Below are 12,253 nucleotides of genomic sequence, written 5' to 3' on the forward strand. Positions count from 1 at the left end.
GGCGCCATTGATGCGACTGACCCACCGCCATCGCGAGCAAGCTCGCTCCCACAGGGGATGTGGGTGTTCATGGGCTTTGCATGCAACGCAGGGCCAAATTGTGGGAGCGAGCTTGCTCGCGATGGCGGCGGCACAGTCACCATCGATTTAAGCTGATCCACCGCTTTCGCGAGCAAGCTCGCTCCCACAGGGGATCTGGGTGTTCATGAGCTTTGCATACAACGCAGGGCCAAATTGTGGGAGCGAGCTTGCTCGCGATGGCGGCGGCACAGTCACCATCGATTTAAGCTGACCCAGCGCTTTCGCGAGCCAGCCCGTTCCCACAGGAAAGTCAGGGGGCATGTTTAAGCAGGGTCATTCCAGCGCTTGAACCACCAGTGCAGCCGGGAAATCGGTTTGCCCTCGGCGTCCAGTGGGCGGCCGTCCTGGGCGTAGGCTTGGGCCGGTTCCAGCAGTTGGCCGTTGAGGTAGCGGGCTTCGACCGCCGGGTTGCCGTTGGGGTGCAGGCGGCGGTAGCGGCCGTCGCGCACACCGTCGCGATAGACCTCGGCTTCGGCCAGTTGCCCGTCGGGGAAGTAGTTGTTGGCCTCACCGTGCAGCAACCCTCGGCGATACGTGGCCTGGCGTTGCAAGCCGCCTTCGGCCGCGTAAAAACTCGCCACGCCCTGCAATTTTCCCTTTACGAACGGCAGGACCGCCGAGACCTTGCCATTGGGGTGATACAGGGTGCTGGTGCCCTGCAGTTCACCTTGGCTGTAGTTGAGTTTTGCCTGCGGGCGTTGAGCTTCTTCGATGTGCAGCGGGCCGTCGAGCCGGCCATCGACCAGTTGCCCGTCCAGCCGGCTGTCGCCGCGTTCCAGGTCCAGTCTTTTCGTGGTCATCGCCGTGCTCCCGTCAGTTGACCTTCACCAGGCCACCCTTGATGGTCAGCATGCCGCCACCGTCCACCGTCTGTTCGGCGGCCGCCTTGTTCACCAGGCTGATGCCGGCGTCGTTGGTCAGGGTGGTGCCAGCCTTGTTTTCCAATGACGTCCCGGCCTGGTTGCTCAGGGCCGTGCCGGCTTTCTGGCTGATGGACGTGCTGGCCTGGGCTGCCAGGTCCGCGCCGCTCTTGATGGCGAAGCTGCCGCCGCTTTGCAGGGTCAGGGTGCCGCTGACCTTGATGGTCAGGTTGCCGTCCACCGTCAGGCTGTAATTGCCGGTGACCTTGTGGTCGTAGTTGCCGCCGGTGCTGTGGGTCTGGTCCGAGCCCACGGTGACGGTGCGGGTGTCCTTCACATCGAGGCTGTCGCTGCCGGTCTGGATGGTCACGCTGCGCTTGCCTTTCTCCAGGGTGACGGTCTCGTCGCCTTCCTTCACCGTGCGGGTGCGGGCGTTTTGCACCGTGAGGGTTTCGTCATGGCCGACGGTGGCGGTGGTGTCGTTGAGCACGTTGATGTTGAAGTCCTTTTGCGCCTGGAGAAACACCTCTTCGGCGTCCTTCTTGTCTTCGAAACGCAACTCGTTGAATCCGCCGCCGCCCTTGGACGAGTTGGTCTTGATTCCGGATTGGGTCTGGTTCGCCGGCAGCGCGTAAGGCAGGGCGTTGTCGCCGTTATAGACGCAACCGGTGACCAAGGGACGATCCGGGTCGCCGTCGATGAAGGTCACGATGACTTCCTGGCCGATTCGCGGCACGAACTGCATGCCAAAACCTTTGCCGCTCCAGGGCAGGACCACGCGCACCCAGCAGGAGGAAGTCTCGTCGTTCTTGCCGGTACGGTCCCAGGGGAACTGCAACTTGATCCGCCCGTATTCATCGGTCCAGATCTCTTCGCCGGCCTTGCCCACCACCACGGCCGTCTGGGTGTGCATGCGCGGTTTTGATGTGGTGCGGGCCGGTCGATAAGCGGTGGCCTTGGGGATCGCTTCGAAGCGATTGCGGTAGCTTTCATGGCTGGCTTCGTGGCTGACTGAGGTCACCACCCAGTCGATATTCAGCGTCGTGTCTTCATGGCCGGCGAGGGTGAACCAATACCCCGGCACCAACCAGCGACAGTCGCTCTCGCCGACAAAACGTTTCTCCTGGCTGCGCAGGCCGTCCACCCGCTGTTTGGTCAGTGCATCACCCTGGGCCTTGGCGTTGTAGCCGCCCGGATGTTCGTACATCGAGTTGGGTCCGGCCACGGCTTCGGCCTGGCTGAAGAGCGATGTGGTCGGCGTGGTGAATTCATAATCGGTGGCTTGGTAAACCCCGGCCACCGCCTGCAGGCACACCTGCCCTGAGCGGATGCCGTGCAGTTCCCGCTCGCCCATTCCCTGCCCGAGATAATTCACAGTCGGCCCGTTGGGAATCGGTGCGAAGGCGTCGTTGCTGTCGGCCAGCACCAGGGTGTGCTTACCGGCTTCATGGCTGAAGAACCAGAAGATCCCATCTTCTTCCAGCAGTCGGGAAACGAAGGCCAGATCGGTTTCGCCGTACTGGACGCAGTACTCCCTTGGCGTGTAACTGCCGCTGAGTTTGAGCTGGAAATCGGTAAACGCGTGGGCCTTGAAGATCGTGGTGACGATGTCCGAGGTGGCAAGGTTCTGGAACACGCGGTTATTGCTGGCAAGGCTCAGCCACCAGAGCCAGGGGCGCAGTACCAGTTGATAGCGCTCGGCGGTGGCGTCGGCGGGCAGTTGGCGGATTTCGGCGACCAGCCCATCCAGCGGGCGCAGCAGGGCGTCCTTGTGCAGCGTGGTGGTCACGTGGCTGGCGACCGCCGTGGTGAGGTCCAGCGAGGCGCCGTCGTTGATGCCGTTGAGAATGTGCGAGCCCAGGGCATTGAGGCGTTCTTCGCCGGACAGCGAGTCGGGGTAGAGCGCCGACAGCGTGGCGGCGGTGAGGGAGAGGGTGGTGTTGCTGTCGGTGGAGCGGGGCATTGAAAGTCCTCACGACTTCAAGAAAAACGCAGGCGTCAGCTGTAATGAGTGGTGATGAAATTGTACGGCGCGCTTAATTCGTTCGATCGACTGAAAGGAAGGCCATGAGGGTACGTGTCTATGTTGCAGAGATAAGCGGTAAAGGACCCCTCGGCGTCGAAGACCCATGAATCACCACGGTTCAATGTCTTGTCCAGCAACTCACGATTTTTCTGGCTTGTAGCGACGACAACGACCCAGCGATTATCAGCCTTGAACCCGTGGAGCTTGTTGACATCCCGGGTGATGGATTCCTGAAGGTTCGCACCCCCGAAATCTCCGTTTGTGCTCTCTACCTTGATTTCCACTGCATAACTCTTTCCCAGAAGAACGAAATAGAAATCCACCTTCTCTGCGCTGTAAGGCCAGGGGTAACTGATCTCCCTGACCTTGGCAGTGATCCCGTAGCCACGTTGGAGGTGGTAGGAAATCTCAACTTGGGCGGCGCTTTCCCACGGGCCGTTCGAAGTCCAGCTTTTATTGAACTGGCTGGGTGTGCCGGAGAAGTCTTGCGGATGGACGCCAGCCGCTTGCAATACAACGTTCAAAAAGTCTCCTTCCGTCATGATGGCTGTCTCCGCTGAGTAAGAAGCTGTTGTAAAAGTCGGCCGGTTTAGCAGTATTACTCCAACACCCACTCCGCCAACTTCCCTGTCACCTGTGTCATCAACACATTCTCGACATCCCGTGCCCCCGCCGCGCTGCATTTGGCCAACACGGCCTTGACGATCCCGGCATCGAATTCGAACTGCTTGCCAGTCGCCGCCTTGTAACGCCCGCGCAATTTCTCCAGCTTCGCCAACACAATCCCTTCCAGCGTCGCCTCATCCAGCGGCCGGTACGCCACCACCGTCATGCGCGCCAGAAACGCCGGGCGGAACGCTTGCAGCAGCACCTTGTGCAAGGCCTCGTTGAAGGCGTCGGTGCCCAGTTGCGCCACCGGCGTGTCCAGTAGCAGTTCGGCGCCGACGTTGCTGGTGGCGAGCATCACGGTGTTCTTGAAGTCCACCACCAGGCCGGTGCCGTCTTCCATCAGGCCTTTGTCAAAGACGTTGTAGAAGGCTTCGAGCACGTCCGGGTGGGCCTTTTCGATTTCATCCAGCAACACCACGGAATAGGGTTTGCGCCGCACCGCTTCGGTGAGCACGCCGCCGCTGCCGTAGCCGACGTAGCCGGGCGGGGCGCCTTTGAGTTGGCTGACGGTGTGGGCTTCCTGGTACTCCGAGAGGTTGATGCTGATCAGGTTGCGTTCACCGCCGTACAAGGCATCGGCCAAGGCGTAGGCGGTTTCGGTCTTGCCCACGCCGGTGGGGCCCACCAGCAGGAACACGCCGACCGGTTTCTGTGGGTCGGTGAGGCCGGCGCGGTAGGCTTGCAGGCGTTGGGCGATGGTGTTCAACGCCGTGCCCTGGCCCATGACCCGCTGGCCCATGCGCTGGCCGAGGGTGCGCACGGCATGGGCTTCGTCGGCGAGCATCTTGCCGACCGGGATGCCGGTCCAGCCGGCGATCACGGCGGCGACGGTCTTGCTGTCCACCTGTTCGGGCACCAGCGGATCGTCCTGGCGAATGGCATCGAGGCCGGCTTCCAGGCGCAGCAGTTCGGCGGCCAGGTGGTCGATGCGGTTATCGACCTCGGTGTCGGCTTTTTCACTGTCGGCCCGTTCGCTCAGGGCCAGCAGTTCGCGCCGGGTGTCGAGCAGTTCGCGTACGGCTTCGCGCTCTTCGCCCCAGCGGGTTTCCAGCTCGCGGATGGCCTGCACATTGCTGGTCGATTCGCCCTCCAGCAGGGTGATGCGCTCGCGGTGATCCAGGCCAGTGGCCTGCTCGCGGCGCAGGCGTTCGACTTCATCCTTGAGGCTGTTCTGCCGGTGGCGCAGGCTTTCCAGCGGCGGCGGCACGTCGTGTTGACCGAGGGCGACACGGGCGCAGGCGGTGTCGAGCACGCTGATGGCTTTGTCCGGCAACTGCCGCCCGGAGATGTAGCGGTGGGACAGTTTCACCGCCTCGTGGATGGCGGCGTCCAACACTTGCACGCCGTGGTGCTGTTCCAGTTTGCTCGCCACGCCGCGGAGCATTTCCACGGCGGTGAGTTCGTCCGGTTCTTCGACCTGCACCAACTGGAAGCGGCGGGCCAGGGCCGGGTCTTTCTCGAAGTATTTTTTGTATTCCAGCCAGGTGGTGGCGGCCAGGGTGCGCAGTTCGCCCCGGGCCAGGGCCGGCTTGAGCAGATTAGCTGCATCGCTGCCGCCTTCCGCACCGCCGGCGCCGATCAGCGTGTGGGCTTCGTCAATGAACAGGATGATCGGTTTTTCGGCGCTGCGTACCGCGTCGATCACGCCCTTGAGGCGTTGTTCGAATTCGCCCTTGACCCCGGCGCCGGCCTGTAACAGGCCCAGGTCGAGGACGCGCAGGGTGACTTCCTGCAGCGATGGCGGCACATCCCCGGCGGCGATCCGCAGGGCCAGGCCTTCCACCACGGCGGTCTTGCCGACACCCGGCGCGCCCACCAGGATCGGGTTGTTCTGCCGGCGCCTGAGCAGGATGTCGATGCACTGACGGATTTCGCCGTCGCGGCCGACGATGGGGTCGATGCGACCGTTCCGGGCGTCGGCGGTCAGGTCCTGGGTGTACTGGTCCAGCACCGGGTCCTGTTTCTGTGGCGCCTCGCCGGGCTTGGCCGGGCGCACGCCAGCGACATGCTCACGGGAGCTTTCGGTCCATTCCAATAGCTGGGCGCGCAGGGCGTCGCGGGGAATGCGCAGCAGCGACGAGGCACTGTTGAGCAGCAGGCTGCGGCGCTCATCACGGTCCAGCAGTGCCAGCAGCAACAGCCCGGAGCGAATGCTGTCCAGGCCCAACACGCTGGCCTGGACCACGGCATCTTCCAGCAGGCCGATGGTGTGCGCCGACAGGGCGGGCGTGCGGGTGCTGCCGGATTTGAACAGGTCCAGGGCCTTGTTGGTTTCCGCGGCCACCGCGTCACGTTCCAGGCCGAAACGCGGCAGCAGGCAGGCGAAGTCACCGCCCTCGATGTCGAGCAACTCCAACAGCAGGTGTTCGATTTCCACGTAGTGGTGGCTGCGCTGCATGCAGCGTTGCGCGGCCCGTTCCAGGGCGCGGCGGTTGTCCGGGTTGAGGCGTCCGATCAGGCTGGCCAGTTCCATTTCAGGCAATCTCCGGCTGGCGAAGGCGGGTTTCGATCCGTTGCACGGCCAGGCTTGGCTGGCGTTGCAGGCCACCGTTCCAGTTCAGCCGTGGCGCTGCCTGGCGACCCAGTTGCAGCGGGCCGGCACCGCGGACCAGCAGCACCAGGGTGCAGTCCAGGTCGGGGCCGAAATACAGGGCGTAAAGGCTGGCGAGCAGCGGATGGGTCTCGCCGGTGGGCAGCAATCCGCTGGCCTGGGCCGTGCTCAGCGGGCCGAGGGTCAGGCGCACGCCGGCATGTTCGTCCCAGACCCGGGTGCCGGCCACCGCGTTGCGGCCCAGGCGCAGGTTGCGCCCGCCCGGTTGCAGGCGGCTGCGACTGGCGGGCGGGATTTCACGCCAGCCACCTTCGTAGGCACTCAGTTCCACGGGCAAGCCGAACTGCTCGCGAACAATCGCCGCGAACCCGTCCAGGGAACGCCGGCCATCGGCGTACAGCGCGGTGCAGGCCAGGACCGCCGAGTCGGGGGCGGCCTGGCGCTCCTGCAAGGCCTTGGGCAGCAGGCCGGTCAACGCTCGCAGCTGTGCGTGTACGGCGGACGCGCCTGGGGCGGTGAAACCGAGGGCGATGCGATGTTTGCGCATCACCTTGTAAAGCAGGCTGAGCAGGCGATGCTGGAACAGGTCGAGGAATTCCGCCGGGGCGTGATCCTTCGCCCGCGCTCGCTGTTGCAGCCATTCCTGGTAGGCGTAGGGCAGCGGGCCGTCCGGGCCTCCGAGGCCGAAGATCGGTGTGGTCAAGGTGGGCGGCAAGCCGGGTTCGTGGTCCAGGCTCTCGACTTCACTGGCGGCGAACAGCGGCGTCAAGGGCCCGCGCAGGCGCAAGGCTTCGGCGTGCGGCGCGGTGCCGCTGCCCAAGGGCTCGGCCTGGGGGTGTTCGCGTTCGAGCAACAACAGCGCCTGGAGCCATTCGAAGCGTTGCGGGTCGCGTCGCAGTCGCTCGCTCAGGTTCAGAGCACCAGGGGTTTGCCGGCTTGGGGTTGCCATGTCTTCACCTCCTTGTCGGACTGGACCAGCACCGTGCGTACGAAGCGGTTGGCAGTGGCGTAAAGGGAAAAGAACTGCGCCAGCACACCGGAGAAGAGCACGGCGCTGCTGCCGACAAAATGTTGCGGATCCAGGTGCAGGCGCACCTCCAGGCCGTTGCGCCAGCCGCGCCAGGCGTCTTCGCCGACATGGGCGATGACGCGCTCGCAGCCCAGTCCGGTGACCCCTTCGATCTGTCGGTGGGCGCTGGCTTCGTCCCGCAGGTTGTGCAATTCGAGAATCTCACGCAGTGCGTCCAGTGCCTGGGGGCCTTCGACCAGTGACAGATGGTTGAGGGTCAATTGCGACACCAGCCGCCAGCGCGATTCACCGTCCAGGCGCGGCAGGCTTTGCGGGCTGGGTGGGTTGCGCAGGCGCGCCCAGGCCACCGGTCCCGGGCGCTCGAAACCCAGCGGCGTACCGGCCGGCAGGCTTTGGGCCAGATGGCGGTTGGTGCACAGCAGTTCGGCGGTGAGGCTGTAGTCGCGGGTGTCGACCAGCGGGTCGAACCGGGTGTCCACCAGGCTGACCATCAAGTCGGTGCCCAGCCGGTTCGGGCTCATGCCGCTGACCCGGCGCGCATGCCAGTAGCAGGTTTGGTCGCTGCCATGCTGGCTGCCGTAGTAGGCCGGCACTTTGCGCACGCCCTGGCCGGAGATGGCGCGCATGCCCCGGATGCTGTGGATCTCGACGCTGTTTTCCCGGTGACTGTCGGCCACCAACCGGTACTCGCTACGGGTGCCATCCGGGCGCAGCGGCTCGGACGTGCGGGGGAACAGGTTGATCACCGGCGTACAGCCGAGGGCGATGTCGCTGGCCTGGAGCGGCAGGCGACTGCTGGGTGCCCGGTCGAACACGATGTACAGGTACAAGGCCTGGCTGTCGCTGGTGGCGCCGGCCAGGGGCAGGTCGAAGAAACCGAATTTATCCGGGAAGGCAAAGTACTCGGCCAGCAGGCGCATGCCAGGGTGCACGCCGTCCTCGTCCGGCAACAAGACCTGGTCGCTGGCGAAGCCGACGATCTGCGGCAAGCCGGCCAACGGCTCCGGCACGCTGCCCGGCGCGCCGGCCAGGACCTTGATGGCGTGGGCACCCAGCAAATCGTACAGCCCGGCGTTGATCATCGGTGACGCCGCCAGGTGCACCCGCAGCGAGTCGATTCCCAGCGTCGACCACTGGCTTTCTCCCAGGCATCGCAATTCCAGGCGCAAGGCCGAACGGGCCTGGACCACCCCGGTCAGCGCCTGGGTTTCATCGCTGCCCAGCAGCAGCGCTTCGCTGACGTGGACTGGCCACAGATGCACGGCGGCCGTGGTGCGAAAATGAATGCTCTGGCCTGTGTCGGTGGTGACGAACAGCGGTGTGTCGCGGGGCAGCGGGTAGCCCTCGTTCAAGTTGCCTTTGCTCGGGTCGGGCTCGAACTGCACGATGGCACACGACGGCAAGGGCCGCATGGCCAGCGGGTAGAGCTGTTCGAGCAGGGCATCGCTGAATTCGGCGTAATCGTCGTCCAGCCGCCGTTGCAAGCGCGCGGCCAGCAGGGCGAACCCTTCCAGCAGGCGCTCGACGTGGGGGTCGGGGCATTCACCGGGGGACAGCTCCAGGCGCCGGGCGACCTTGGGATAACGCTCGGCGAACAGGCTCCCGGCGTGACGCAACCAGGTCAGCTCCCGTTGGTAATAGTCCAGCAGTTGCGGGTCAATCGAGTCGCTCATGGCGTACCTCCAGGCCGTCGCCGGCGGGCTCGATGACAAAGGCCACGGGCCAGGCGTGCAGGTCGCCACGCAACTCGCCCGACAGCCGAATGCACAGTTGCTGCGGATGGCCCGGCACTGGGCAGACCTGGACCTCGCCCAGACGCAGGCGAGGTTCGAAGTGGGTGATGGCCTGGCGGATTTCCCGGGTCAGTTGGCGCCGGTCATCGCTGCGCTGCTGTTGCAGCGCGGTCCAGTCGGCGATGCCGTAGTCGAGGATGCTCGGTGGATCGGTCAGCGCCCGTGGACCGCGTCGGGTATTGAACAGGCGCGACAGTTCGGCATGCACCGAGTCTTGCAACGCCTGTCGGTCGAACGCCCGCCCGGTGTCGTCCGCCGGGCTGGCCAGGCGTTCGAACAGGGGTGGGCGCAGCCCGAAGCCAGCCATGGGCGCGGCTGCCTTACTTGGTCATTTTGTTGGCGGCCAGGTCCCAGGTCGTGCCCGCCGTGCCTTCCTTGGTACCGTCGTCTTTCTGTGCGGTGAGTTCCCATTTGATCTTGGTGAAGTTCAGCGACAGGGTTTCCACCGGTTTGCCGCCGGTGCCGCCACTGACACTGACGTTGGACAGCACGACGTTGGTCAGGGTGTAGATGATGAAGGGCATGAGTTTGCCGCTGCCCTCGGCGGCGTTGCGGCCGATGGTGATGACGGCTTGCGGGATTGGCTTGCCGGCGCAGCAATACTCATTGAGGGTGGGGGTGGAGCTGTCGACGAATTTGGTCAGGGTGAATTCGCCGATGTGGGGCCGGCCGGAGGTGCGCTCCGAGTTACTGACGTCGTTGGTGACCTGCATTGCCACGTTATGGCTGTAGGACATGACCTCGATCTTGTCCGTGAACCCCTCCAGCAGGCTGTCGCCCTTGATGTCGCCGCCGAGGTCGAGAATGATTGCATCCATTGTGTGGAACTCCTGAAGTCGAGTGGGGTGTTACCCGATACCGATCCGTTAAAGACGAACGCTGAACCTGTGGCGAGGGAGCTTGCTCCCGCTGGGCTGCGCAGCAGTCCTAAAAAACAGGGCCGTTTCGCGCCCCAGCGGGAGCAAGCTCCCTAGCCACATAGCCACATAGCCACGCAGCGGTCAGGCAGCTACCGGCGGCGGCAGGGTCGCCACCAGGCGGATCGACGCGGTCAACTCCTCCAGTTGGAAGTGCGGCCGCAGGAACACCGTGGCCTTGTAGGCGCCGGGCTTGCCGGCCACCTCCGTCACGTCCACCCGGGCTTCGCGCAATGGGTACTGCGCCTTGATCTCTTGCGGCGCGTTGTCATTGATCAGCACGTAGTCGGCAATCCAGTTGTTGAGGTAGGTCTGCACGTTGTCGCGGGTCATGAAACTGCCGACCTTGTCACGCATGATCACCTTCAGGTAATGGGCAAAACGCGAAGCCGCGAGTACATACGGCAACATCGCCGAGATCCGCGCGTTGGCGTTGGCCTCGTTGGTGTTGTAGACCTTGGCCTTGTTGGTGGTCTGGCCGCCGAAGAACACCGCCACGTCGCTGTTTTTCTTGTGGCACAGGGAGATGAAGCCCAGGTCGTTGAGTTCTTTTTCACGGCGGTCGGTGATCGCCACTTCGGTCGGGCATTTGAGCGACAGGTCCCCGGAGCTGGTACGGAAGGTATGTGCCGGCAGGCCTTCGACCGCGCCACCACCTTCGGCCCCGCGAATCGCCGCGCACCAGCCATATTTGGCGAAGGCTTCGGTAATGCGTTGCGCCAGCGTCCAGGCGGCATTGCCCCACAGGTACTTGCTGTGGTCGGTGCCGTTGACGTCTTCGACGTAGTTGATGCCTTCCACCGGCAGCGTGTCCGGGCCGTAGGGCAGGCGCAGCAGGAAGTGCGGCAACACCAGGGACACATAACGCGAGTCTTCGCTTTCCCGGAAGGCGCGCCACTTGATCAGTTCCTGGCTCTCGAAAATCTTCGACAGGTCCCGGGGGATCGCCAGTTCGGTGAAGCTGGTCATGTCGAACAACCGCGGGCTGGCGGCGGCGATGAACGGGGCGTGCGCAGCGGCGGCGACGTTCGAGAGTTTTTCCAGCAGGCCGATGTCCTGGGGATGCCGGCCAAAGGTGTAGTCACCCACCAGCAGGCTGAACGGATGCCCGCCAAAGGTGCCGTATTCTTCCTCGTAGATTTTCTTGAACAGCGCGCTCTGGTCGAATTCGACGGCTTTTTCCAGGTCGTTCTGCAGTTCTTTCTGAGTGACGTTGAGCAGGCGCAATTTCAGCCGGGTGCTGGTTTCGGTGTTCTGCACCAGCAAGTGCAGGCCGCGCCAGGAGGCTTCGAGTTTCTGCAGGTCGGGGTGGTGCAGCACTTCGTTGAGCTGGGCGCTGATCAACTCGTCGATCTGGCTGATGCGGTCGTTGATCATCGCCACCGTGTCCTTGTCGATGGCCATGCCTTCGTCGAGGACCTGAGTGGCGAATTCGGCCAGCATGTCGCGGGCGTAGTCTTGCTGGCTGTCGTCGTGGGCCATGCGGCCTTCGGCGATGATCTTGTCCAGCAGGGACAGGGTCTGGGTCGTGCTCTCGCTGGTTTGAGCGCTGGATGAAGCAGGCATGGCGGTATCTCCCTTGAATGATGCGCGCGATCAGGCCTGTGGTTCGGCCGGGGCAGGGTCATCGTTGGCGGCGACGGTCGGCAACTCCTGCGTCGCGTCCTGGGGCCGGGCCGACTTGATCTCCTGCAGGCCCTCGGTGTTGGCGATCACGTCACGCAGCAATTTGTCCAGGTCATCGTTGCCGTCGAGCTTGGTCAACAGATCCCGCAGGCGTTGGCGCGCCTCGAACAACCGACGCAACGGCGTGACCTGCTCCACGACCTTGACCGGGTCGAAGTCGTCGATGTGGCGGAAGTTGAGCTCGATGTTGAGCTTGCTGTCGTCGCCGCTGAGGGTGTTGTTCACCTGCAGCGTGGCGCGGGGGGAGATGGAGGCGAGCACCTCGTTGAAGTTGTCCCGATCGATTTCCGTGAAGCGCCGCTCATTGAGCTTGGGCAGCGGGTCCAACGGCTTGCCCGAGAGGTCGGCCAGAATGCCGACCACCAGTGGCAATTCTTTTTTCTCGATGGCGTTGCCGATTTCCACGTCATAGGTGATCTGGACGCGGGGAGGACGGACTCTGTCGAGCTTGTGCTGGGTACTTTCTGCCATGGCGGCCGACTCCGATGCATGTGTGGGAGCAATGCATCGGGAGTCCCGCTCATCGCATTCCCTTGCTGATCCGCAGGTTGCAAACGGGCGGCAGAAAACCTGTCATTCCCTTGACGAACCTGGTCCATTCAACCGTGTGGGTCGAACTACCCAAGACGCTAGAACAGGT

Annotated in this window: 10 protein-coding genes; all 10 read right to left on the reverse strand. The window is 63.9% G+C overall.

The genetic code is table 11. The features are described from left to right. Nucleotides 1-344: 344 nt before the first annotated feature. The 10 genes from AO356_RS24330 to tssB all read right to left on the reverse strand — a co-directional run bounded on the left by AO356_RS24330 (nt 345) and on the right by tssB (nt 12,084). Entirely contained in the window at nt 345-881 is a 537-nt protein-coding gene (locus AO356_RS24330; protein ID WP_060741939.1) for a toxin-antitoxin system YwqK family antitoxin, read from the reverse strand. Nucleotides 882-894: 13 nt separating this feature from the next. Beyond that, nucleotides 895-2,904 (reverse strand): type VI secretion system tip protein VgrG, encoded by a 2,010-nt coding sequence (gene tssI / locus AO356_RS24335; RefSeq protein WP_060741940.1) that lies wholly within the window; start codon nt 2,902-2,904, stop codon nt 895-897. A 35-nt stretch (nt 2,905-2,939) separates the two neighbouring features. Beyond that, entirely contained in the window at nt 2,940-3,491 is a 552-nt protein-coding gene (locus AO356_RS24340; protein WP_225613510.1) for a hypothetical protein, read from the reverse strand. A 74-nt stretch (nt 3,492-3,565) separates the two neighbouring features. Continuing rightward, nucleotides 3,566-6,109: a type VI secretion system ATPase TssH gene (gene tssH / locus AO356_RS24345; RefSeq protein WP_060741942.1), complete on the reverse strand. Its 2,544-nt coding sequence runs from the start codon at nt 6,107-6,109 to the stop codon at nt 3,566-3,568. A 1-nt stretch (nt 6,110) separates the two neighbouring features. Continuing rightward, nucleotides 6,111-7,136, reverse strand: a complete 1,026-nt coding sequence (gene tssG / locus AO356_RS24350; protein WP_060741943.1) for a type VI secretion system baseplate subunit TssG — start codon at nt 7,134-7,136, stop codon at nt 6,111-6,113. Continuing rightward, nucleotides 7,100-8,890 carry a type VI secretion system baseplate subunit TssF gene (tssF, locus tag AO356_RS24355; protein ID WP_060741944.1) on the reverse strand — a complete coding sequence of 597 codons (1,791 nt, stop codon included), beginning with the start codon at nt 8,888-8,890 and terminating at the stop codon, nt 7,100-7,102. Before tssF ends, tssG begins: the two co-directional genes overlap by 37 nt. After that, nucleotides 8,874-9,317: a type VI secretion system baseplate subunit TssE gene (gene tssE / locus AO356_RS24360; RefSeq protein ID WP_060741945.1), complete on the reverse strand. Its 444-nt coding sequence runs from the start codon at nt 9,315-9,317 to the stop codon at nt 8,874-8,876. Before tssE ends, tssF begins: the two co-directional genes overlap by 17 nt. Before the next feature lie 13 nt (nt 9,318-9,330). Next, nucleotides 9,331-9,828, reverse strand: a complete 498-nt coding sequence (locus AO356_RS24365; RefSeq protein ID WP_046063980.1) for an Hcp family type VI secretion system effector — start codon at nt 9,826-9,828, stop codon at nt 9,331-9,333. Nucleotides 9,829-10,011: 183 nt separating this feature from the next. Further along, entirely contained in the window at nt 10,012-11,493 is a 1,482-nt protein-coding gene (gene tssC / locus AO356_RS24370) for a type VI secretion system contractile sheath large subunit (RefSeq protein ID WP_060741946.1), read from the reverse strand. A 30-nt stretch (nt 11,494-11,523) separates the two neighbouring features. After that, nucleotides 11,524-12,084, reverse strand: a complete 561-nt coding sequence (tssB, locus tag AO356_RS24375; RefSeq protein ID WP_060741947.1) for a type VI secretion system contractile sheath small subunit — start codon at nt 12,082-12,084, stop codon at nt 11,524-11,526. Between the last annotated feature and the right edge of the window lie 169 nt (nt 12,085-12,253).

Origin of the sequence: Pseudomonas fluorescens, from assembly GCF_001307275.1 — a bacterium.
In the GTDB taxonomy this organism is placed as follows: domain Bacteria; phylum Pseudomonadota; class Gammaproteobacteria; order Pseudomonadales; family Pseudomonadaceae; genus Aquipseudomonas; species Aquipseudomonas fluorescens_AA.

Excerpts from the sequence above, each read along its gene's own strand:
- AO356_RS24330 (WP_060741939.1), bottom strand. The coding sequence starts at position 881 with ATGACCACGAAAAGACTGGACCTGGAACGCGGCGACAGCCGGCTGGAC.
- tssI (WP_060741940.1), bottom strand. The coding sequence starts at position 2,904 with ATGCCCCGCTCCACCGACAGCAACACCACCCTCTCCCTCACCGCCGCC.
- tssH (WP_060741942.1), bottom strand. The coding sequence starts at position 6,109 with ATGGAACTGGCCAGCCTGATCGGACGCCTCAACCCGGACAACCGCCGC.
- tssG (WP_060741943.1), bottom strand. The coding sequence starts at position 7,136 with ATGGCAACCCCAAGCCGGCAAACCCCTGGTGCTCTGAACCTGAGCGAG.
- tssF (WP_060741944.1), bottom strand. The coding sequence starts at position 8,890 with ATGAGCGACTCGATTGACCCGCAACTGCTGGACTATTACCAACGGGAG.
- tssE (WP_060741945.1), bottom strand. The coding sequence starts at position 9,317 with ATGGCTGGCTTCGGGCTGCGCCCACCCCTGTTCGAACGCCTGGCCAGC.
- AO356_RS24365 (WP_046063980.1), bottom strand. The coding sequence starts at position 9,828 with ATGGATGCAATCATTCTCGACCTCGGCGGCGACATCAAGGGCGACAGC.
- tssC (WP_060741946.1), bottom strand. The coding sequence starts at position 11,493 with ATGCCTGCTTCATCCAGCGCTCAAACCAGCGAGAGCACGACCCAGACC.
- tssB (WP_060741947.1), bottom strand. The coding sequence starts at position 12,084 with ATGGCAGAAAGTACCCAGCACAAGCTCGACAGAGTCCGTCCTCCCCGC.